General features: G+C 39.1%; 24 protein-coding genes. 11 read left to right on the top strand and 13 right to left on the bottom strand.

From position 1 onward, the window contains the following. The first annotated feature begins 669 nt into the window (after window positions 1-669). The 7 genes from LBH98_08765 (at window position 670) to LBH98_08735 (ending at window position 6,383) form a co-directional block, all read left to right on the top strand. Window positions 670-1,188: a hypothetical protein gene (locus LBH98_08765; protein MDR0304840.1), complete on the top strand. Its 519-nt coding sequence runs from the start codon at window positions 670-672 to the stop codon at window positions 1,186-1,188. Then, a complete protein-coding gene (locus tag LBH98_08760) occupies window positions 1,185-1,970 on the top strand; it encodes a DUF1828 domain-containing protein (GenBank protein MDR0304839.1) in 786 nt (261 codons plus the stop codon). Before LBH98_08765 ends, LBH98_08760 begins: the two co-directional genes overlap by 4 nt. A gap of 470 nt (window positions 1,971-2,440) precedes the next feature. Beyond that, window positions 2,441-2,866, top strand: a complete 426-nt coding sequence (locus LBH98_08755) for a hypothetical protein (GenBank protein ID MDR0304838.1) — start codon at window positions 2,441-2,443, stop codon at window positions 2,864-2,866. Beyond that, window positions 2,867-3,448 (top strand): outer membrane lipoprotein carrier protein LolA, encoded by a 582-nt coding sequence (locus tag LBH98_08750; GenBank protein ID MDR0304837.1) that lies wholly within the window; start codon window positions 2,867-2,869, stop codon window positions 3,446-3,448. Continuing rightward, window positions 3,438-4,841 carry a hypothetical protein gene (locus tag LBH98_08745; GenBank protein ID MDR0304836.1) on the top strand — a complete coding sequence of 468 codons (1,404 nt, stop codon included), beginning with the start codon at window positions 3,438-3,440 and terminating at the stop codon, window positions 4,839-4,841. The genes LBH98_08750 and LBH98_08745 overlap by 11 nt, the downstream gene beginning before the upstream one ends. Before the next feature lie 3 nt (window positions 4,842-4,844). Then, on the top strand, window positions 4,845-5,903 hold the full coding sequence (locus LBH98_08740; protein MDR0304835.1) for a hypothetical protein: 1,059 nt from the start codon (window positions 4,845-4,847) through the stop codon (window positions 5,901-5,903). A 3-nt stretch (window positions 5,904-5,906) separates the two neighbouring features. Then, a complete protein-coding gene (locus tag LBH98_08735; protein MDR0304834.1) occupies window positions 5,907-6,383 on the top strand; it encodes a nucleoside deaminase in 477 nt (158 codons plus the stop codon). Window positions 6,384-6,416: 33 nt separating this feature from the next. Here LBH98_08735 and LBH98_08730 read toward each other — a convergent pair whose 3' ends face one another. After that, window positions 6,417-7,676 carry an MFS transporter gene (locus tag LBH98_08730; GenBank protein MDR0304833.1) on the bottom strand — a complete coding sequence of 420 codons (1,260 nt, stop codon included), beginning with the start codon at window positions 7,674-7,676 and terminating at the stop codon, window positions 6,417-6,419. Window positions 7,677-7,811: 135 nt separating this feature from the next. On the opposite strand from LBH98_08730, the gene murA reads away from it, so the two are divergent. Further along, window positions 7,812-9,125: a UDP-N-acetylglucosamine 1-carboxyvinyltransferase gene (gene murA / locus LBH98_08725; protein MDR0304832.1), complete on the top strand. Its 1,314-nt coding sequence runs from the start codon at window positions 7,812-7,814 to the stop codon at window positions 9,123-9,125. 89 nt (window positions 9,126-9,214) lie between these two features. On the opposite strand, the gene metK is transcribed toward murA, so the two are convergent. Both metK and trxA read right to left on the bottom strand, forming a co-directional pair. Beyond that, window positions 9,215-10,381 (bottom strand): methionine adenosyltransferase, encoded by a 1,167-nt coding sequence (gene metK / locus LBH98_08720; protein MDR0304831.1) that lies wholly within the window; start codon window positions 10,379-10,381, stop codon window positions 9,215-9,217. A 40-nt stretch (window positions 10,382-10,421) separates the two neighbouring features. Further along, window positions 10,422-10,730: a thioredoxin gene (gene trxA / locus LBH98_08715; protein ID MDR0304830.1), complete on the bottom strand. Its 309-nt coding sequence runs from the start codon at window positions 10,728-10,730 to the stop codon at window positions 10,422-10,424. Window positions 10,731-10,883: 153 nt separating this feature from the next. Here trxA and LBH98_08710 point away from each other — a divergent pair, with 153 nt between their 5' ends. Continuing rightward, window positions 10,884-11,369: a type II secretion system GspH family protein gene (locus LBH98_08710; protein MDR0304829.1), complete on the top strand. Its 486-nt coding sequence runs from the start codon at window positions 10,884-10,886 to the stop codon at window positions 11,367-11,369. A 6-nt stretch (window positions 11,370-11,375) separates the two neighbouring features. Here LBH98_08710 and LBH98_08705 read toward each other — a convergent pair whose 3' ends face one another. From LBH98_08705 to LBH98_08695, 3 genes are read right to left on the bottom strand one after another with little or no spacing between them, the layout of a single operon-like run. Then, complete coding sequence (locus LBH98_08705; GenBank protein ID MDR0304828.1) at window positions 11,376-12,464, bottom strand: serine/threonine protein kinase; 1,089 nt, start codon at window positions 12,462-12,464, stop codon at window positions 11,376-11,378. An 11-nt stretch (window positions 12,465-12,475) separates the two neighbouring features. Further along, window positions 12,476-13,054: a guanylate kinase gene (gmk, locus tag LBH98_08700; GenBank protein MDR0304827.1), complete on the bottom strand. Its 579-nt coding sequence runs from the start codon at window positions 13,052-13,054 to the stop codon at window positions 12,476-12,478. Next, entirely contained in the window at window positions 13,030-13,314 is a 285-nt protein-coding gene (locus LBH98_08695; GenBank protein MDR0304826.1) for a trp operon repressor, read from the bottom strand. The genes gmk and LBH98_08695 overlap by 25 nt, the downstream gene beginning before the upstream one ends. A gap of 300 nt (window positions 13,315-13,614) precedes the next feature. On the opposite strand from LBH98_08695, the gene LBH98_08690 reads away from it, so the two are divergent. Continuing rightward, a complete protein-coding gene (locus LBH98_08690; GenBank protein ID MDR0304825.1) occupies window positions 13,615-14,394 on the top strand; it encodes a hypothetical protein in 780 nt (259 codons plus the stop codon). Window positions 14,395-14,408: 14 nt separating this feature from the next. On the opposite strand, the gene LBH98_08685 is transcribed toward LBH98_08690, so the two are convergent. From LBH98_08685 to folE, 6 genes are all read right to left on the bottom strand, one after another. Continuing rightward, complete coding sequence (locus tag LBH98_08685; protein MDR0304824.1) at window positions 14,409-15,044, bottom strand: ABC-type transport auxiliary lipoprotein family protein; 636 nt, start codon at window positions 15,042-15,044, stop codon at window positions 14,409-14,411. Further along, entirely contained in the window at window positions 15,041-15,928 is an 888-nt protein-coding gene (locus LBH98_08680) for an MlaD family protein (GenBank protein ID MDR0304823.1), read from the bottom strand. Before LBH98_08680 ends, LBH98_08685 begins: the two co-directional genes overlap by 4 nt. Window positions 15,929-16,051: 123 nt before the next feature. Further along, a complete protein-coding gene (locus tag LBH98_08675; GenBank protein ID MDR0304822.1) occupies window positions 16,052-17,008 on the bottom strand; it encodes a hypothetical protein in 957 nt (318 codons plus the stop codon). Window positions 17,009-17,067: 59 nt separating this feature from the next. Then, complete coding sequence (locus LBH98_08670) at window positions 17,068-17,304, bottom strand: tautomerase family protein (GenBank protein MDR0304821.1); 237 nt, start codon at window positions 17,302-17,304, stop codon at window positions 17,068-17,070. 161 nt (window positions 17,305-17,465) lie between these two features. Beyond that, complete coding sequence (locus LBH98_08665) at window positions 17,466-17,669, bottom strand: SlyX family protein (protein MDR0304820.1); 204 nt, start codon at window positions 17,667-17,669, stop codon at window positions 17,466-17,468. After that, window positions 17,666-18,211: a GTP cyclohydrolase I FolE gene (folE, locus tag LBH98_08660; GenBank protein MDR0304819.1), complete on the bottom strand. Its 546-nt coding sequence runs from the start codon at window positions 18,209-18,211 to the stop codon at window positions 17,666-17,668. Before folE ends, LBH98_08665 begins: the two co-directional genes overlap by 4 nt. Before the next feature lie 112 nt (window positions 18,212-18,323). Between folE and LBH98_08655 the strand changes: the two genes are divergently transcribed. Then, entirely contained in the window at window positions 18,324-21,962 is a 3,639-nt protein-coding gene (locus LBH98_08655) for a hypothetical protein (protein MDR0304818.1), read from the top strand. Window positions 21,963-22,018: 56 nt separating this feature from the next. Here the strand turns inward: LBH98_08655 and LBH98_08650 are convergent. Then, the coding region (locus tag LBH98_08650; protein ID MDR0304817.1) for a methyl-accepting chemotaxis protein at window positions 22,019-22,753 on the bottom strand (735 nt) is incomplete at its 5' end.

Here is a 22,753-nt window from a genome sequence, read left to right as displayed (position 1 = left end):
TATCTTTAGAATCTCCCTAAATTTATGCTCTGAAATTCTTGAACGAATTATATATTTGTTTTCCATTGTCCCTCCGAGTATTACAACAAAATAATTTTTGTTTAACTAGGATTGAACCTTATTATTTCCTATTTTGTCCCAAATTCCCCTCCATATTGCGCGCAGGCGAATTAAATCAAATTTGTTAATTTTCATAGAAAATTCTCATTTTTTAATAGTTTTGTACACGTTATTATTTTTATATTTTTCGTATCATAATTGTTTCGGGACTTCCCGAAAGTATAAGAACGCAAGAAATTATGGTTTGCAATTCTTTTTCTCCGTTTTTTTGTCTGGGTTTGGGTTGAACTGTGGGATGAATATACTATTTGGTATGGGTGGGTTTGGAGGGGAGGTGTTGTTTTTGGAAATTTTTTAAACATTGCGACTAATTTTATCGCTTCCCCAACGATTTAGTCGACGCTTGTGATTTTTTAGTCGAACCATTGATTGAACGTAAACCGATTTCTATTACTCAGTATGTAAGTCCCTTTTGAAAAGCAAAGAAGAAATTATATTTATTCCCAAATACCTTGTCAAGAGGAAATTAAAATGCGATAAAAATGTGATAAAAATACATTTTGATTGTTGTGCTAAAATTATTTTAGGATATACAGAGAGGAAAAAGAGATGGAATTTACAAGAGAGCAAATAGATCATTTGTTAAATCTGTCCAAAATGGTTGAAATAAACGGCGTTTTGGAAAATTCCGTTACTTTTAATCAAGAAGCGCCTTTCAAACAGCAATATAAATTAAAATCTCCAATAGACGATGACTACATTTTTTTTTACGATATAAATCAAAGTGCAAAAAATCATCTAAAATTAACTTTGCATCTTATAGATAACAATACAAAGGCCGGATTGCTTCGAGTTGATTTTAATGGACAACATCAAAATCCTGAAAAAATTAAGGACGGTTTACCGAAAGATTTTCATCTTTTTGCTGGGAAATTTTTTGATTATAACGAACATCACATACATTATTATGTAGAGGGATATAAGCCGTTGGCATGGGCAAAACCTTTGGAAAATAATTTTCCCGTATCAAGCATTGCCTCACATGCCGATGTAATAAGTGCATTTACGGCATTTAACGCCATGATTACATTAGAAACTCGTTTTACAATAAATCCTATATTGATATGAATACGTGGATTGATAAATTAATAGACGATTATTATAAGTTTCTGCGAGACAGAACGGCTATAATAACCGATACCGGTACGAACTGGGCGGTCATAAATACACCTTTTGTAGGTGCGTTTAACGATTGTATAGAAATATATATTAAAAAAAGCGGAGACAAGATTACCTTGTCGGACGATGGAATTACTTTAAAAAATTTGGATATGCTGGGTATCTCTTTTAGCCACTCTCATCAGAGAAAATGGGTTTTAGATGGAATATTAATAACATACGGCGTTACGTGTGATAATGAAGAACTTGTCGTGGAATCGACTAATACTAATTTTGCTCAAAAAAAACACAATTTAATAATGGCTATTTCTGAAATAAACGATATGTATATGCTTAGCAAGCCATCAATTCCATCAATTTTCAAAGAAGATGTTAAAGTTTTTCTTGAAGAGCAAAATGTTATATATACTCCACAGTTTATTTCAAAAGGGCGGACAGGATTGGAATTTGCCTTTGATTTTCAAATTGCGCATAAGAACAAAGAGATTGTTATTAAATCTTTTAATTCTCTTAGCAAATCAAATGTCCCTTACTTTTTATTTGCTTGGGATGACGTAAAAAGCGTTCGTGAGCAAATGAGCAATAAAAATTTGCTTGGTTTGGCATTTGTAAATGATATGGAAAAAAAGGTAGAAAGTGAATATGTTGAAGCGTTGAGAAGCCGAAACGCTGAATGTGTTTTTTGGTCGGAAAGAAATGATCCTGAAAACTTACAAAAATTAATAGCGTAACTTGGATAGATTTATCCCGAAATCTTAACGCTTACAGACCTGTTTTGTTGTTGTTTTCCGTCCGTATTCTTCTTTTCTATTATTGGCTTATTCAACATTCTATCTTCATTGCTGACATTAGATGCATAATTTAATTTCACCGTATGTGTGCGTAAACTGTCCGTTATCCTTTGTTTCTCTCAATTATCGACAATTTCAGAAAAAATAATAATTTTTTGCTATTTTGCATGTTTTAAATGTATTTTTACGTAGTTTTCAAAATAAAGAATATGATGAAAGGAAAATTGATGTCAAGCGTCAAGAAACACAGGAAAGCGAAAATCGCTCTACACAAACGCAAAAAACGCAGACGGCAAAACCGCCATAAAAAGAAAAAGGTATAATAAACAAATTTTATTTTCCGTCAAATTTTTAATCCGGCTAAATTCTAAGCAGGGAGTATTTTTTTACCGTGCCGATAAGGAAGCAAAATGAAAAAAATTGTAACGATTATAATTTCCGCCGTTTATTTTTCGACTTTCGCCGATGAAAGCGCTTCCGATTTCGCACCTCAAACAGAAGACCGGATTTATTACTTAGACGATTTCAAAATTGAAGAAAGCGAAAAAGAAAATCTCAACGAAAGTCACGGCGAAAATATCGCGATTTACAAGAAGAAACCCAAAAATAAAATCGTTCCGATAATTTTGTTGAATAAGCGCGAAATTTCGATATCTGCGGCTGGCGTGAAATCAATGAAGATAGCGATATTCTCGGTAAACGGAAGAAAAATAGCCTCCGGAAACGTTTCCGGCGAAAAGGCGGCGTTTACAATTCCCAAAACGGCGAAAAATGCGGTTATTGTACAAATCGATGCCGACGGAAAATTTTTCTCTCAAAAGATATTGTTGGAATAAATGAAGAAAATTGTAATAATTGCGGCGATTATAATCCTGAACGCGTTTGCCGACTCTGATTTATCGGCGGTTTTGGAAAAATATACAAATTCGCCGACGGAAATTGATTTTGAGCGAAAAACGTATTGGGCCGTGCGCGAAAAAGAAACCAAAGTAAAAGGAAAAATCATTATCGGACGGAATAATAAATTCAATATTTCCGTCGGAAAAATGAGTTACGTCAGCAACGGAGACGCTTTTTGGGAATACAACAGCAGGCAAAAACAGGTTAAGGTGCAAAAAGTAACGCCGCAGTTATCCGAATTTGCCCCCTTAGAATTAATGAACCTGCTTAAAACCGCCGATTTTATAGAAAATAAGCCGACAAAATCTTTTGTTTGGCAAAACTCGAAATCTTTGGAAAACGGTTATGAAAAAGTTGAAATATTTTTGACAAATTCGCAGATTTCCAAAATAACAGTTAACGACATAGACAAAAATATTACGACGTATATTTTTGAAAAAACGACTTTTCCCACCGAAATTTCAGAAAGTCTGTTTAATTTTGTAATTCCCGAAGGAACTCAGGTGTATGAAAATTAGATTAATAGTAATTTTTTTTGCAGGTTTTTTGTCGGCGCAAGGGCTTTCCGATTATGGATTTTTGGATATTGAAATCAACGAAGACATGATTGTCGTCGGCTCAAAGGGGGGCGTAAATTGGAAAACGAAAGATGATAACGCATGGAAAAGCATAAAATGCTTACCGTTCGGCGCCAACGTCAACGCCAATTTAGATAATATTGTTTTGAACGGTAACGATTTCGCCGTTAAGTTGGAATTAGAAAATAAAAACGAAGTTCCGATATTGTACACGGTCTCCGGCAAAGATAAGTTCGTAAAACATAAAATTCCGGATGCAAAACCTGAGCGATTGTTTGGCTGCGACGGTTTTTTCGGCGTTTACGACGAACATGACAACTATTTTTTTGCGCTGGGCGACGCGGGAGTCGCGCTTCTCAATCCGACCGTCGATTCCACAAGCATTATAAGTTCGGATTTTTATGTAAATTCAATTATCGGTTACGGCGGCGATTTTATCGCTCTTTCGTCAGACGGGGAAATTATGCTCCGTAATTCGGACGCTTGGACAAAAATCGACAGTTTAATATTGCAGTCGAAAGAGCCGAAAGAATATGCGATTAAATTTATAAAAGGAACGAACGATTTCCCCATTTTTATATTGACTACCGACGACTATACCGAAAAATTGTACAGGTGGAACGTTGGAAATAAAAATTTAATTCACAGCGGCGGTATTTCGAAAGTTGCGATAAGTCCTGATAATTTTATTTACATTTTGGATAACGACGGACGCTTGGACGTTTGCGAAATCGACGGCAAGAAAACGCAAGATTCGGAAAAACGGCGAGAAGTTTTACTGCGGCGTATCGCCAAAACAAATATTCCGTTGGATTACAAATTAACGGATATTTCCATTTACGGTCGGATAGATACTCCGACAACGGAGGCGTCAGTTTATAAAGAGGGGTCGTTTTTTATAGGGTTTGCCTCTAATAAAGGCGTTCTTTATTCAAAAAACGGATTAAGCGGAATTACGGATAAGGATGAAACGCCGTTTGAATATTTTTCAAAAGAAGTTCCCATAAAAAAAGGGCTTAAAGAAATTTACGCCGAACCGGGGATTATCAATCATTGGGACAATTCCTGTACTTTTGAATATTCGCTTTCACAGGATGACAAGGTTACGATTGATATTTTGAATTACAATTTGGATTTTGTCTGCAGGATTGTGACAAACGTTCCTCGAAACGCGGCTGTCGGCAGTGAGCATTCTACTTTAAGATCGCAAGACTATTGGGACGGTACGGTAAATAATAACGGAGGAAAATCCGTGCCGCCCGGCGTGTATTATTTTAAGATAACCACGCAAAAAGGAGATAGAGCCGTCGGGAAAGTCGTCGTGGCGAGGTAAAAGATGAAAAAAACGCTTTTTGCTTTGGTTTTATTCGCTGATTTCGCTTTTTGCGTCGGATTAAGCGTGTACAGCAACGGAAACGAACGCATTCCGCTTACGTCCAAAGCGTGGGCTGTCGGAAACGCAATGACCGCAAACCCCGAATATGCGCTTGGCTGGTATAATCCGGCGCGTTTGGCGTTTTCAAGCGGATTGCAGTTTAGCGTAGGCGACGCCATAAGAAAATTAGACCGAAACGAAAGTTTTTTTGCAGGCGAATATAAAATTCCACAAAAAAGAGTCGGCGTTTCGGGAATTTTTTCATACAAGGGAATTGCAAATTTAGACAGTTTACGAAAAGACGGAGTAATTTACAATTCAACAAGTTATATCTCGACAACGACGAAAATCGGCGCCGGAATCGCTATTACCGGCATGTGGGGGGTCGGCGTTTCGGGAACGTGGTATTACACGAAAATTCCCGTTCGTTTCAACGAAGACGCTAAAAGCATAGAAACAAGTTCCAGCGGCACTATCGGGGGCTTATCGTTTATGGGGACTTATGTAAATCCCAACGGATTTTCGCTCGGCTTCGGCGTTCGTGATATTTTTTCTTACAACGATTGGAGTTACAACGAAACTCCCAACTCTTCAATGATCATGACCATTATCGATACGCTTCCTGCGGTTTTAGTCGCCGGCGCAAATTACGTTTTCAAATACAAAAACGAAAAAGAAATCCGCTTTAGCGGCGATTTTAACGGGTATCTGATAAATTCGTTCTTTCGAAAATACGAAAACGTCGCAGTTTCGATAAACGGCGGTTTTGAGTGGCGGATGAATAAAATTATCGTGTTCAGGACCGGAATCCGCGATATATTGTGCAATCGAAATTATTTCAAAGACCGCCCGCAGTGGCGTTTAGAAAATAATCCGCGTTTAGGTTTTGGAATAGGACTAAATTTGGAAAGCGTCGTAAATTGGAAAATAATTAAAAAATTCGGCGTCAATTACGCGGTTTCAAATAGCGGCGCCGAAGTCGGTTTAGAACACGTCGTAGATTTGATTTGGAAATTTTAACAAATGACGCCGCACGAAAAATTTATGAAAAAAGCGCTTAAAGAGGCGCAAAAGGCGTTTGCCAATAACGAAGTTCCCATTGGCGCGGTCGTCGTAAAAGACGGAAAAATTATCGCCAAAGGATACAATAAAATTGAGTTAAAGCAAGACCCGACCGCTCACGCCGAAATCGTAGCGCTTGCGGCGGCGGCAAAAAAAATCGGCACTTGGCGGCTTGACGACTGCCAATTATTCGTTTCGGTAGAGCCGTGTGTCATGTGTTTGGGGGCGTGTTTTCAGGCGAGAGTGAAGAAAATCGTTTTCGGCGCAGGCGACAGCAGATTCGGCGCAATCTCAAATAAAAATTACGTCGAAATCGCAAAAAACGTTTATATGAGAGAGCCGGAAATTGTCGGCGGAGTCTGCGAAGAAAAATGTAAAGAATTGCTTCAAACGTTTTTCAGACAGATCAGAATTAAAAACAAATCGCTTAAAAACTGATATGATTTCTTATAACGCTTTAGCAGTTTGTTTTTATCGCTCGTTCGGACTTTTGACGAAGACCAAGAAAAACACCGCTAAAAACATCATACAGACGGCGCCGCTGCGCATAAGCGCAGACGAATTAAAATGTGCGATAATTACCGCCCCGATTGCGCCGCCGGCAACGGTCGCCAAAGTGGTTCGCGCAATGTTCATAGTCGCCAAATAAGTAGTTCTCATGTCTTTGTGAGCGTATCTGTCCAAATAATCCATAAGTCCTATGTAATGAAGAGAAAACGCCAAACCGTGCATAAGCGTCGCTAAAAATTTTAGGATAAACGGCGTGTCCAATTCAAACAGTGAAAACAAAAATAATTCCAAAACGATGAAAAATATCCCGGCAATCAAAATTTTTCTGCTCCCGAATTTCTTTAAAAGTTTGTCGGAATAGGCAAGTACGGGAATTTCAAATGTCGTCCAAAAACAATAGACCATCCCGATTTGAAGCGGAGACTTCATTACGTCGTCGAAAAAATATCCCAAATAACTGTCTGTACTTGTCATTACAATTCCTTCGAGAAAAACGAAAATCAAAAATCGAATAAACAGGGAATCTTTGAAAATATACTTGTACGAAATTTTTGGTTTTTTGGAAATTTCGACGTGCGCTTTTTTCCCCAAAATTCCTAAGCACAGCATCGCAATCGCTCCGGAGTAATAAATGAAACGATAGTTTGTGCCGTTGCTTTGCTCAAAATATTTAGCGATTAAAGTCAAAATTATTCCCATAAAAAGCGCGGCGACAGCCCAGCCGTATGTCCCCCAAATTCTGAAAGAACCGAATTTTTTGCGATCTGAATGCTTGTTTAAGAATTGCAGAGTTTCGGAATCCACAAGCGGGTTAAGCGAAATAGTGACGAAATTATACGCTAAAACCGCAAAAAACAGCAGGATAAATTTTTGTTCCAACGCAAGAGTTATGACGGATTGTGTTCCGCAAAGTCCCACGATAAGCGCAATTACGGCGCCGAAAAACGAAAGGATCGTAATTAGTCTTCGGCTGATTCCAAATTTGTCGGCAAAAACGCCTACGATTAAATTTGCAAAGAATCCGACTACGGGAACGCTTGCTACGATGATCCCGATTAAGTGAATGGCGGGCGAACCGTCTGGATTTGTGAGTATGCGTTTATAAAAAATCGCCGCAAACGGAGAAATTGACCCAAACGCTAAAAACATCACAAAATATAACGTTTTGAGATAACGTTTTTCTTTTTTTATTAACGAAATTTCGCCTGCGTTTTCAGTCATAATTTTCCTAAAGCCAACATAATTACAATGAAAATACGATTTTTCGCTTGCATGTAAACATAATTTCTATAAAAAACGCAAGCGATAGCGATAAAAAAGTATTTTTTTGCGGTTAATTTTAATTCGGAGAAAAATATGGGCGTATTTGTTGTTGAAGGAAAACGACGGCTGGCGGGCGAAATAACCGTCTCGGGAAACAAAAACGAGGCGCTTCCGCTCATTGCCGCGACATTGCTTATAGGCGATAAATGTACGTTGAACAATATTCCCGATATTGCCGACGTGCGTGAAATGTGTAACATAGCCGAAACTTTGGGTGCGAAAGTCGAATTGAAAAACAATACCCTTACCATCGACTCAAAGAACATAACAAGCGGGAATATGCCTCTTTCTATCGCACGCAAACTTCGAGGCTCAATTTTGTTTGCTTCATCGCTTTTGGTGCGTTTCGGCGAAGCGGTGTTTCCAAGTCCCGGCGGGGACAAAATAGGACGAAGAAGGATTGACACTCACCTTATCGTATTTGAAAAGCTGGGCGCAAGAATCGTGCCGCAACGCGAAATAACGGACAACGGCGACGAAATAACGACTTATTATATAACCGCTCCGAAAAGCGGTCTTATCGGGACGGAAATTTATCTTGACGAAGCGTCCGTGACCGCTACAGAAAACGCCATAATCGCCGCATCGGGAGCAAACGGACAAACTACGATAATAAACGCCGCAAGCGAGCCGCATTGTCAAGGTTTATGCAATTTCCTGGTCTCTTCCGGCGTAAAAATTAAAGGAATCGGCAGTAACGCGCTCAAAATTTTCGGGAAAAAGGAATTTAATGCGCCAAAACATACCATTGGCTGCGATTACATAGAAGCGGGTTCGTTTATTTCACTTGCCGCCTGTACAAATTCGGACATAATTTTACGAAACGTGGATACTGACGTTATGAAAATGACAATTCATCAGTTTTCACGGCTTGGGATTGACGTTTCGGCGAATAAAGACGGAAATTTTTTACACATTCCCGACAATCAGCGATTGGAAATTAAAGCGGACGTAGGCAATTGTGTTCCACGTATAGAAGACGCGCCGTGGCCCGGATTTCCCGCCGACTTGACTTCGATTATGCTTACGACGGCGACACAAGCAAAAGGTTCGTGCCTGATTCATGAAAAAATGTTTGAAAGCAGATTGTTCTTTGTTGACCGTTTACAAAGTATGGGAGCGCAAATCATTTTATGCGATCCGCACAGGGCGGTGATAATAGGCCCGTCCACTCTTTCCGGCGCGCAAATTTCTTCGCCGGATATTCGCGCCGGAATGGCGCTTTTGATCGCCGCTATGAGCGCGAAAGGGACAAGCAGAATCCATAACATTGATCAAATAGACCGAGGATATGAAAAGATAGATATTCGACTAAACGCCATCGGAGCGAATATTTTGAGGGAATAAACGGCTAAACATTATTTATAATCATTCAGATTAAAAATAGGGCTGAAAAATTTCAACCCCTAAAACAAAAACTTTAAAAATTAAACGATTTAACCTATCGCCTTTTTTAATTCTTCGACTTTGTCGGTTTTTTCCCAGGTAAACTGTGGAAGTTCACGACCAAAATGTCCGTTTCTTGCGGTTTCACGATATATCGGACGTTTTAAATCAAGCGCTTTAATTATTCCGGCAGGCGTCAAATCAAAAACTTTTCTTATAGCCGCTTCGATTTTCCTGTCATCGGTATTTATCGCAGTTCCGTAAGTATCGACGTTAATTGAAATGGGCTGCGCAACGCCTATCGCATACGCCAACTGAATCTTAACTTTTTGCGCCAATCCGGCGGCAATGATATTTTTTGCCACCCAACGCCCCGCGTATGCAGCGGATCTGTCCACCTTGGACGGGTCTTTTCCACTGAATGCGCCGCCGCCGTGCGCACCGTGTCCGCCGTAAGAATCCACGATGATTTTTCTTCCTGTAAGTCCGGTATCGCCGTGCGGTCCGCCGACAACAAATCTTCCCGTAGGATTAACGTGATATTTCGTGTTTTCGTCTAAATATTTTTCGGGAATAATTACTTTAATTACCTTTTCTATCATCTCTTTTTCGATTGTGCTGTGCGATACGTCATTTGTATGCTGCGTAGAAATTACGACCGCTTCAATTCTCTTAATTGTGTGATAATCGTTTTCATACTCTACCGTAACCTGAGATTTTGAATCCGGACGAAGCCAGGCAAGCGTACCGTTTTCGCGAAGTTCCGTAACTTTCTCAATCAATCGATGCGCTAAATGTATCGATAGAGGCATAAGTTCTTTCGTCTCATTCGTCGCATAACCAAACATAATCCCTTGGTCGCCCGCTCCCTGCTCCTTGTGTAAACCCTGACCTTCGGTAACGCCTTGTGAAATATCAGGCGACTGCGTTCCTATTTGATTCAATACCGCGCTGTTCTTATAATCAAAACCGATATTTGGGTCGGTATATCCGATTTCTTTAATAGTATTACGAACTATATCGGTAACATTAATTACCGCTCTTGAAGTAACTTCTCCGCTTACTATGGTAATTCCAGTAGTTACAAGCGTCTCGCACGCCACGCGCGCGTTTGGATCTTGAGCGAGATGCGCATCAAGAATCGCGTCCGAAATTTGATCGGCAACTTTGTCGGGATGTCCTTGTGAAACACTTTCCGATGTAAAAAAAATCGCCATATTCTCCTCCTGCTATGTTAAAATTTCTCTATTTTATAAATTACAAACCCAAAATTTTCAGATATTCGTTTTTCGGGAGTAATCCCGTTTTTGTCTGTGTCACGTTTCCGTTCTCAAACAGAATAGTCGTCGGTACCGCCGATATACCGTATTTCTCTGCGGATATCGGACTTTCATCTACATTAACTTTCACAATTTTAAATTTACCTTGAGCCAAATCGGCAATCTCGTCCATAATTGGTCCCAGCATTCTGCATGGACCGCACCACTGCGCCCAAAAATCAACCAAAACGGGAACTTTTGAATCGATAACCTCGCTCTGAAAATTCTCATCATTAACTTCTTGCACGGCAATTCCTCTCTAAAAAATAATATCAAAATAATTTTTGTTCAATGTAAAAAATTATAAAATATAAAAATTTTTATAAAATAATACGGAAATTGTTGAAAAAATTAAATATATTTGTATTATCGTAATATGGGACGCCTGAGGAGGATAAAAATGAGAAAAAATGGGTTTACGCTTGTAGAGCTTATGATTGTCGTTGTCGTCATAGGGGTTTTGGCGAGTTTCGCAATGCCTAAATTTCAGCGCGCCGCCGACAAAATAAAAGCGGCGGAAGCGCCGCAAACACTTAACGCCATTGTCGGAGGCGAGGAATCGTATAGAATTGTGAACGGAAGGTACTTGGAATTAACATCCGACGGGTCGCCCGCCGATTCAGCAAACTGGGCGAAAATCGGACTGAAAGTTCCGGATTCAAAGTATTTCAAATACACGGTCGGCGATATTTCGCATACTCCGCCCATCGATGAAACCGATCCGCTTGATATGGGTACGCTGAAATTTACTGCAAAAGCAACGCTTATTCGCTCGTTAACTACAGCAAAAATTGACGAAACCATAACCGTAAATCAGTCGGGCGACAAAAACGCGTCAAGCGAAGAACTGAGATTGCTTGTTCCGTCATACGTAGATAAGAAATGAAAATCTTTATCTTACTTGCTGCAGTAAAATAACTAAAAGAATAACAATCGCTCCAAACAACGAGGATACTAAAGCGATCATCCAAATTAGAATCGTCGTTTGGTTATTACCGACAAACCCGCGAACATTCCCATTGTCGCCGTTTCTGTCATAAACATCCGACATTGAATCATAGCCGCCGCCCAAAACATCATTTCTGAAAGAATATTTCGCAGACGCCTTAATTTCGTAATCATCAAAAATACTGTCTTTACCTTCGGATATCACAGTATCAAGGTCTTTTAAGATTTCACCGGTATTTCTATATCTTTCGTTTTTGTTTTTTTTAATCGCCTTTAATATAATCAGTTCCAAACGCACCGGAATGTCATGGCGCAGTTTTGAAGGGTTTTTGGGCTGCTCATTAACCTGACGATATGCAATGCCTACCGGATCTCCTCCATAAAACGGCGGATTTCCCGTACACATTTCGTAAATCAATATCCCTAAAGAATACACATCGGTTTGATGGTCAAGATTTTTCCCTTCAGCCTGCTCTGGGGACATGTATTCTGGAGTCCCGATAGCTATTCCTACCATCGTTCTGCGTCCGTCTCTTTTAAATTTTGCTATCCCAAAATCTACAATACGGCACTTACCGTCTTCTTTGGAAACTAAAATATTCTGCGGCTTTATGTCTCTATGAATCACTCCTTTTTGGTCGGCATAATTAAGTCCGCGGCAAATTTGTTTCGCGTATTCGATTACGGTTTCAATCGGCAGCGGTTTTCGTTTTTGGATAATATCATAAAGCGAGTATCCGTTAATATATTGCATAGCCAAATAATGCATACCTTTTGCAAAACCGTAATCATAAAGCCTAACTATGTTTTCGTGTTCTAGCTTAGAAACGGTCATCGCTTCCGATTTGAAACGCCCCATCGCTTCTTTATATTCTTCCGAACTATTGTCGCCTTGCGCCGGAAGAATTTTCATCGCGATTTCTCGACCGATAGGCACTTGCTTGGCAAGATAAACCATTCCCATCCCGCCGCGGCCGATTTCACGTATTATCTCAAAATTTGCAATTCTTTTCGGAACTTCGCTACCAAACACGGTTACTTCCTTTATATTTTACTTATAGACAACAAAATTGTAAAAACTTTATCTACGGTTTCGTCAAGATTTTCGTTAACTATAAAATAATTATATTTCCCTTGCGAAACTGCAATTTCTTTTTCTTTTTCTGCGTTTTTTAAACGAATCTTTATACATTCTTCTGTGTCGCTCGCTCTTTTGCGTAATCTTGTTTCTAGTTCCTCAAAAGACGGCGCCTCAATAAATATTCCGATTATATTTTCGGGATATTGTTTATCCAAAAGAATTTTACCTTGCACATCGATATCCATAACCACAATTTTATTTTCATTCAAATTTTTATCAATAAAATCACGCGGCGTTCCGTAATAATTTCCATGTACTTGCGCCCATTCAACAAATCCGTTATCGTCTTTTTGAACGATAAAATCTTTTTTATTCATAAAAAAATAATCTACTCCGTTTTTCTCGTTTCCTCGCGGTTCTCTGGTAGTTGCCGAAATTGAATAGACAAGTTGCGGCATTTTTTTTCTAATTTCATTCAAAATCGTAGTTTTACCCGCGCCGCTTGCCGCTGAAAAAATTACAACTTTACCTTTTTTGGACATTTTTCCCCTTCCAGCAAATTATTCGTAACGGAACTTTCGTTTTTCAAAATTCTATTTCCACGCGTAATTTTACATAAACTCATCTGTAAATCAGCGGCGATTTTTCTGTGCGTCTGCCCATTTTTTAGCCGAAGCATTAATTCCCATCTCCCCAAAATATCTCTATATTCCGCTTCTGTTAAAATTTCCCTCAAAAACGACTGCATTTTCTGTTCGTCGTCAATTTTACATAACACTTGAACCAATGTTTTCGGAGTCATTTTTTTAATCTCCCGAATTTGTCAAACAAATTTAATTTCTTTACAATTTCAAATTCCAAAACCGCCGTCCTATTAAACGACTCTCATTGAATTTTAATTTCAGATTTATTCCTGTCAAATCAATTTTCTTGCCGTTTGAGAATCTCAAATTTCAACATCGTTTCTTTCAATTCCATAATGCTTCCACGCTAAGAAGTCAATCGTATTAAACAACGGTTTCCACGTCTCGCACAAAGCCTTTGCCCGCATCCTTCTTACACATAATAATATTTTAAGCTCACATTAAGGAGAAAATACATTATGAACATCGCTGTCGCCACATCTTTATTTTCACAAAGTAATTTTAATCCTTTTTTAACGATTTCTTACGCAGAAGAAAAAAAAATTCCCGCTATTCAGTTCTACATGAGCGAAAATATTCAAAAAAATGAAAAAACAATTCATAAAATTCGAGAATTATGCGAAAAAAAATCAATAAAAATTCTTTGCCATTCACCTTTATACACAGGAAACGTCTCAAGAAATAAAGAACATTGTACGGCGCTGTCCGAAATTTTTATTTCGGGAAACAGTAAATATTGTATTTTTCATTTTGATGAAAACAATGACGTTAACGTTATGGTTGACGATTGCGAAACACTCGCAAGCTTCTCTATTATACCGTGCATAGAAAACTATTATCAGAATAAAACCAAAAGCGGTTTAATAAATAATATAAAAAAATACTTGTCGTTTTTTGACAGAATTATACAAAAAAATATTCCGGCGATTCCCGTGTTGGATTTCCCGCGTCTGTTTGTTGAACAATTTATAAACTTTCATCCGAATTTTTTGTCAAAACTGCTAATTCGAGAATTTACGAATCAAAAAATAATTATGCATATGATAGACTCCGTTTCACCTTGTCAAAATCGCGAAAACTGGTGCGCCGTAGGAAAAGGAATCGTCGCTTATTCGAATATATTTGAGTGTATTAAGCGCTTTAATGTTTCAGTTGAATATGCTGTTTTAGAATACGAGAACACATGTTTTGTAGAAGAGAGCGTTAAGAATCTCAACACATTGATTGAACAAAAATAATTTTAGCGAAAATATTAATCATCATCGTTTTTGTTTTTTGTCTGTTCGTAAAAGAAATTGTCCAAGTCTATCATAAGCATGGAAGCGGTGTAGTCCATAATTTCGGAAAGTGTTTTTACTACAGAAATCGGATTATGCGTCTCAACTTTTCTAGTCTGGTCAAAAATTCTGCTATAAACTGTCGTTCTCGCGTTAAAATCGGTCAAAACTACAGAAATTTTCAGATGTGCATACCAAAGTTCGTCGCTATCGTATTCTTCAATAGCTAAAATCGTTCCTGAAAGTTCATAGTCCGGCGCTACCGTTTCGTCAAGACGGCGCACTACGGTTTTTACTAAATTTACCCTTTCAATATGGTTGAATATCAAATCGCTTATCATGTCAACAGGACGAACAGCCCATAAATGGTCGTTATAATAATTTAATTTGTAAGGACTTTCACGATATACGATTCCCGGCTTCGCATATACTTTCTCAATACCGAAAGGACGCAGTCGTATTATCTTTCCGTAAGGAGTTTCGGATTTGCGATTTTGCAAGTTATCATAAGTGTAATTCAACAAATAATATTGTTTTGCAAGCGGTCTTGCACAACTAAACATAAAAATCAGAGAAATTGCAATTACCGCAATAATTATAATTTTCTTCACTTCGTTTTCCTTTTCTTTTGATGATTCCCATATAACAAAAGCGACGGATTGTCTAACAGCATAGCCGAAAGTTCGTTTACGTTTTCCATTGTTTGCCGTAAATCTTCAAGCGTAGAACCTAAATCCTCACGGCTTTGCATAAAAGTTAATCCGAAATTTTGGGATAAATTACGCAAAGAAATAATTGTCGAATCAATATTCGCCATAATATTCGGCAACCGTCCGTTTTCGGAAAAATCGCTGACAACCATATCAATATTTCTAGACATATTATTTAGCGCTATAGTTATTGAATCCACCCGTAGAATCAAATTTCCGCCGACGCTATTTATATTGTCTGTAAATTCTCTCATATTTCTAAAAGTCAAAAATAAATCCGCAAGTGAATCTCTATTGACTACGGTATTTAAATTTTTAAGGAGTTCTTCTATGTTTTCAAGAATCGTTTCTGCCCTTTCGGCGATAGTTCCCATCAATGACGGACGAGACGCAATAAGAGAATTCGGCGGCAAAACAGCGGATTCATTCGTCCCGCCCATAATCTCAATATACTTCAATCCGGTAATCCCGCTTAATCCTGTTTCTACAAACATGTCCTCTTTCATCGGGAATTTTTTCTCAACTTCAAATTCCACTTTAACTTTGCTTAAATCTTTCGGATTGTAATTTATTGCAGAAACTTTACCTACGGGTATTCCGCGAAATTTTACGTCCATTCCTTTTGTCAATCCCGAAAGCGATTCGCCGGAAAATTCCGAATAATAGTTTACTGTTTTTTCTGAAAATTTTATGCCTATACTGATAATTAAAAGGACAAATATTACAGTTACTGCAATAATGACAAAAACCCCCAGGCGAAATCTTTGCGATGCGGTTATACTCATTTTTATCCTTCTTTTGCCACAATATACTATTTGCCGCAAAACAAAAAAGGCGAAGAAAAGTCCTCGTCCAACGCCTCAAAGAGACAAATCTCAAAAAATTATTTTCTATGAACGGTTTCGGTATTATTGCTTTTTTATGAACTTTCCTTTAAAAGCGATAGTGTCGGAATTTTGTCCGTCGCTTGGAAATTTCCATTTTTTCACTTCGTTTACAATTGATTTTTTACTCGGCGCAGAAATAAAATCTTTGCCCTTTACAATGCAATCTTCGACCGAACCGTTTGGTGAAATTATGACTTTTAAGTCCAAATTATACGCTTGTTCAAACATCATTGCACTCTCAATTCTGCTTAAACAATACGGAATATAATACTTTTTCAGCAATAACTCCTGTTCAAATTTCAGTGCGTCAAACGGAATTTCGCGTCCGTCAAAACTATACGCAAGATTTTCTCGAAGCCAGTCGGCTAAAGGATTTAATTTGTTACAAGATCGTACCCTTATATCATCCACTAAAGCCAATGCGCCGTATGGGAAAAACTCCTGTAATCCGCCGGTATAGCGCGTATATGGAATGCTGTCAAAAATGAGCGTATCGTTTGAAAAGTAAGTATTTGCAACAACGTCATAAAAATTTTTGCCGTAACATGTATCCGGCATAAACCATGTTTCACGAATGATTCGCAAATTAGACATAGCGTAATTGTTTGCGCCAAATCTCATAGGTGACAAAAAACTTGTAGAAACCCGCGTTATTTTTTTTGACAAATTATACGGAAACGCAAATGTTTTTTCCGTATATTGCCAAATTATCCCATTGTCTTTTAGTTCGATTCTATCGTACAGGTTATCGCTTGAATGTTCCCAAAATCCGGCTATAAGATTGTAATATTCGTTTCGCAGGGAATCGGTAGCCGTCATTGCGGCGTTGTCGGAAGACGAAAACGAATCCGCCGAAAAAATCGCTTCGGCATAACCTATGAGCATGTCGATTTTGCTCAAAAAAAGACATAACACTATCAAGACAGCCAAAAGCGCAAGACCGCGCATTGTCGTTTCTCTCGGTGATTTTTTACCCATTTCTACAAAAAACCTTTAACTTTCCCAAAGAAAATAACATTTTGTATTTTGCGCGTTTCTTACGAAAAAGTTTTCGGGTCGGTATAACCCGGTTTGACGACAACGTTATCTTTGTCCTTAACGAACTCGTTGTAAACGCTTTCCCATTCGCCGAAAGAATATTCCTCCACCGATACGGATATGTACTTTTCCGGCTTACCCATAGTTTTATTCACAACGGCGCTGATTTGCTGCGCCGCTTCCTTAATCTGCGCTTTCGACGGACCGCTTATTGTTTTAATCACGATGTGCGGCATACTGTCACTCCTTTCAGATATTAACGATTTTATACTTTGTTATGAATATACTAAAAAACTTTGACGAACGCCGTATTTATTGTTGTTTTTTGTAAATTTACGAAATCGCGGCGTCGCAGCCGTATAATCCCGCAAACAGTCCCGTCATAGCCTCTCCGACCTCAGTAATGCGGCGGCAAAGTTTCGTCTTTAATATCTTTCAAAACAAAATTTTGAGACGCCGCAAAATTTTTAAGATCATTTAATTCTAATCGTAAAAACTCTATTTCTTTTTGCTGTTTATAAACGATTGCACTCAATTCTTCAACTGTTTTCTCGTAAAACGCAATCCGCGTTTCAATGGCTATAATTCTGTCGTCGGTCATTTTGCAGATACCAAATTTAGAAATTCTTCACGGGTTTTCGGATCGCTTCTAAAACTTCCAAGCATTGAGCTCGTTGTCATAACGCTGTCTTGTTTTTCTACGCCGCGCATCATCATGCACATATGTTTCGCCTCAATAATTACCCCCACGCCGTCGGCATTGACCGGCTTCATAATCGCTTCGGCAATCTGCTGGGTAAGCCGCTCCTGAACCTGTAAGCGTCTGGCAAAAGCGTCAGCGACACGCGCCAATTTGCTCACTCCGTAAATTTTGCCCTGCGGAATATATCCGATATGGCATTTCCCGAAAAAAGGCAGTAAATGATGCTCACACATAGAATAAATTTCAATATTTTTTACGATTATCATTTCATCTGCGTTTTCTGAGAAAACCGCTTTTTCAAGTATTTCCAACGGATTTATTTTGTAGCCGCCTAAAATATGTTCAAGCGCTTTTTCAACGCGTTTCGGGGTATCCAAAAGTCCTTCTCGGTCGGGATTTTCGCCGATTTTTTCCAATATCGTCCTTATTTCCTGCAGCATTTCGCTCCTTTTACGTTCAACAAATTTAATCGCAAAATAATATTTGTCAAATAATAGTGTTATGAAATTTAGTATTTTAACCTCAAACAAAAAAGCAAGAAGGAAAATATACTTGAGAAAAATAATTACAATAATTATAGTTTTCGTAATAGCGGCTGTCGCTCAAGATTTGCGAGGAATCGACTTTTTTCATCAAGTTGCAAAACGTTCGGAAATTCGCGGAGCAAAAAGTTTTTCGCCATACTCTTACGATTACGTTCGTACCTCACAAAGCGACTCTGTAGAAATTTACGCTATTCGCGTAGAATTTAAGGCGGATTCCGTAAACAACACTACCGGAAACGGTTTGTTTATGAGAAAAGATTTCGATACTCACAAAGTCGCTTCAAACGGAGTTTTTTCATCGAACGATGCAAAAGAATTTCGTTGGTACGATGACAAAAATACATATAAATATGATAAAATTCCGCACGATTCGACTTACTTCGACCACCATTTGACAGCTCTGAGAAACTATTTCTCGGATGTATCCAAGAGTAATATAAAAATCGGTTTCAAGATATTTCCCCAAGGACCTTTTGGAGCGTATAAACTCGGTAAAGAAATGGCGCTCTATTCACCCGGCGCAAAGAGAAAAGACGAAACTTACGACAACTTCTATTTGAGAATCAGCCGTGCAATGATGACTTTTGTCGCAGAAGCGATTGTTTTGGCGGACACCAGTAAATTCGTAAGAAGTCCTTTCAACGACTTGCAGATGGACGATAAAGGAATTATTTACAAAATAGACGAAAATTCGTCAAAAAAAATCAAAGTCTTTATTCTGCTCATTCATGCGGGCTCAAGTGCGCTCACAGACGGCGGGTTGAACGGAATTTCAAACGCGAACAGTCCAAACGATCTGACCGACGCGTTTATCAACGAAGAAATGTTTAGGTATTTTAATAAACCGCACGAAAATATTTTTGGAAATTCCGTAGAAAAAGACGAGAAATCAAAAAAAACGGGCGTAAAAATTTTTGGCAAAGATTCTTCAAAATTGATTTTGAGTGAGTTGATGATGCTAAGCGAAACGGCGAATCAGGACTCGCTTAATTGGGGAATTAACGGAATCTTGGTTAATCAATTTGCACGGCAACTTGGTATTCCGGACTTGTACTCGACAAGCAGCGGAATTTCGGGTATAGGAAGTTTCGGAATAATGGATTTTGCCGGATACTCCGCCGCACAAGGTTTCATCCCGCCAAATCCAAGCGCGTTTGTCCGCTCGTTTATGGGCTGGGATACGCCGATTCATGCAAAACCGGACGGTAAAACTTATTCGGTGAAAGCGTTTTCGCCAAAACGCGACAGCACGCTTTTTTTGATTCCGATAAATAATACCGAATATTATCTTGCGGAAAACCGTCAGCGAAATCTTTCCGGCAGAGACTTGTTTTCTTACGACACAATAAAAAACGAACGGTACGTTTCATCGGGAGGATTCTATGTAAATTTGGAGAAAAACGCCGACTCGATTTCTAATCGCGGAGTTATAATGAAAGTAAAAAGCCGCGACATAGGGATTCCCGCTTCCGGTGTTTGTTTGTGGCATATTGATGAAAAATTGATTAAAAACCGGCTTGAATTCAATATGCTCAACAGCGATTCGTCGTATCGGGCGGTAAATTTGGTGGAAGCTGACGGTATTACAGATATAGGAGTGGAATTTACGGACGTGCTGGGTTATTCGGCATACGACTACGGAAGCGCCGCCGACGTGTTTCCGCATACAAACGTTTTCAAAAACGGAAATCAAGTGATTTCACAGATAAATTCTAAAAAACCCACACCAGATTCACCGACGACTACCGCTAACGACGGCGGAAATTCGTTTTTGGATTTGAAATTTATGAATTCGGAGTACGCAAACATCTCTATGCCGGAAAGATATTACTATTCCAAAACTCAGAATACAAAATTTGATGAATATTCGGTCATAAATTACAGCGATTCGATAATTTTGATGACCGTTGACTTGGAAAAAAACGAGATCGCTCCCAAAGAAAACTTTCCGGTGAATATCGGCGGAGATTTCACGCAAAATGTCGGCAATTTCTACCCGCTTTTGACTGCAGACATAACCAAAAAAGGGGGAAAAGAGATAGTGGTTTTAGATAAAAAAGGGCGCTTGTCGATAGTTTCGCAAAACGGGGATATAATTTACCAAGACAGCATAGACGCGGTCAACATGCCGACCTTTACGGGAAACGGTTTAATGATTCCCTGCAAAAATAAAATAGCGGTTTATAACGGCGTAGGCGGACTATTTGTGAAATCGGAAATCTCCGACGCCGATATTTCATCGCATATAACGGAACTCGACAGCGACGATAACGTATGGGTTTTCGGCGCAAACGACGGGAAATTGATTTTTGGACGTCAAACGAATATCATCGGTGAAAGTAAAAGCGTTGACAATTCCGCAATTACGGCGGTTGCAAAATTCGACAAAAATTTAGCGGCGACGGTATCGAAAAACGGTGTCGTAGCGGTTATCGGTACGGACAAAATTTTGGCGGAATTTGATGTTTTTGAAACGGCGAAAATTAAAAAATTTCCACCGTTCAAGATTTTTACAAACGGAAGCGACATTATTATCGCCGATAACAAGCAGGGTTTATGGTATCTTATTTTTGACGGTAAAGAAATTAAACTTAACGCAAATCAGAGAAATTATCCAATAGACTGGGCGGGGATTTTCAGAGACGAAACCGAACGCGAAAATATTCCCGACAACGAAAGTCATTTGTCGATGGCTGATTTGGACGGCGACGGAACGATGGAACTTTTGGTTTCCGGAACAAACGGAATTTACGCTTTTGACAACAAAGGAAATTTGTTTCAGAATTATCCCAAATTTTTGGACAGAGCAGAGTGGTCTATACGAAAATCGGTTTTAGCGGCTCCGGCGGCGGTTTCGGCGAAATCCGGAGAAAAATTCGTGTTTTTCACAACGGCGACCGGTAACAACAAAAGTTACTATCAAACAAAAGCGACAAAAATCGACACTGTAAAAGGAACGGTTTATTTTGAGGATATAGACAAAAAACTCGACTCGATTACAGGATTTTCAAAAGGATTTATCGATTCGCTGCGTTATTTAAACGACTCGCTGATTTTTCCGTATTACGCTCCCGGCGGACTTATTGATATGCGTAGTGAAAGAAATTCAAAGTCGTCGAATTGGACAATAAGCGTCGGTCATCCGCTTTCACAAGGCGTCGTGATTGACGATATTGACGGCAAAGATACGCTTAATCTAATTGCAATCTCGGATAACGGAATGCTTTATTGTTACAAACTTGATAAAAATATTTTTGACGATTCAAAACAAACGAATATGGTAGGAATGAACGCTCAAAGAACTTTCTCGGCAAAAGACATCGGCGAACAAAAAACAAAGACCGATGACGAAATAGAGTATTTTTATTCGTATCCCAATCCCTTAAAAATTGCAAAAAACTCAAACGCGTCGGTGACATTCCGCTACAAATTAGGAAACGCGGCAAATTCCGCCACACTTTCAATTTATACGATGCAAGGGCAAAAAGTATTTGAATCCGGTAATTTACTGCTTTCACAAGGGGTAAACGAATTCACGCTCAACGATTTATCGCGTTTCGGTTCGGCGGTTTATCGTTGCCGCTTATCTGCAAAAATCGGCTCAAAGGAAAAAATTTTATTTTGGAAAATGGCAATATTGAGATAAAAAGCAGACTTGGCTTCCCAAGCCTGCTTTTGAGATTTTAAGCAAAAAATTGTTTATTAATCTCCAAAATTATTATCGTCGTCAAACGGAATAAGCGTTTGTGAGCGTGACGGTTTTGCCGCTAAAGTCTTAGCGGACGATATTCTCTTTATACGCCGCGTTTGTCTCTCAATTACCATCGTGTTATGACGTCTCAATCTTTCGGCTTTCGCCGCTTCGCCGCTCACCACTCCGACCAAATCACCCATCAAACCGTTCATTACAAGCGATTGAGAATTCAATTCCTGAGAACTTGCGGCCAACTCTTCAGAACCGGCGGCGTTCGATTGCGTTATCTGATCCATATCCCCTATCGCCGAATTTACCTGTGAAACGCCTCGCGACTGCTCTTCGGCGGCGGTCGTTATCTCATCGACTATAAGCGCGATTTTATTCGACACTTCCGCTATTTTTCCTATCGCTTCCGACGTTTCTTCGGCTAAACCGACTCCTCTGGAACTACTCGTCTGTGAACCTTCGATAAGCTGCGCCGTCTTCTTTGCGCTTTCGGCGCTTCTTTGTGCGAGATTTCTCACCTCTTCGGCAACTACCGCAAACCCTTTACCCGCTTCGCCCGCTCTTGCCGCTTCTACGGCGGCGTTAAGAGCCAAAAGATTCGTTTGGAAAGCTATCTCGTCAATATCTTTGAGAATTTTTGCCGTTTCGTTACCGGAATTTTGAATTTCTATAACCGCTTCGTGTAAACGTCCCATCGCTTCTTTACCCGCTTTCGCCTTTTGAACGCTGTCCTT

The organism is Chitinispirillales bacterium, from assembly GCA_031254455.1.
In the GTDB taxonomy this organism is placed as follows: Bacteria; Fibrobacterota; Chitinivibrionia; order Chitinivibrionales; family Chitinivibrionaceae; genus WRFX01.
The sequence above is the reverse complement of the archived record's forward strand: the minus strand, read 5'-3'. Positions and strand labels throughout refer to the sequence as shown.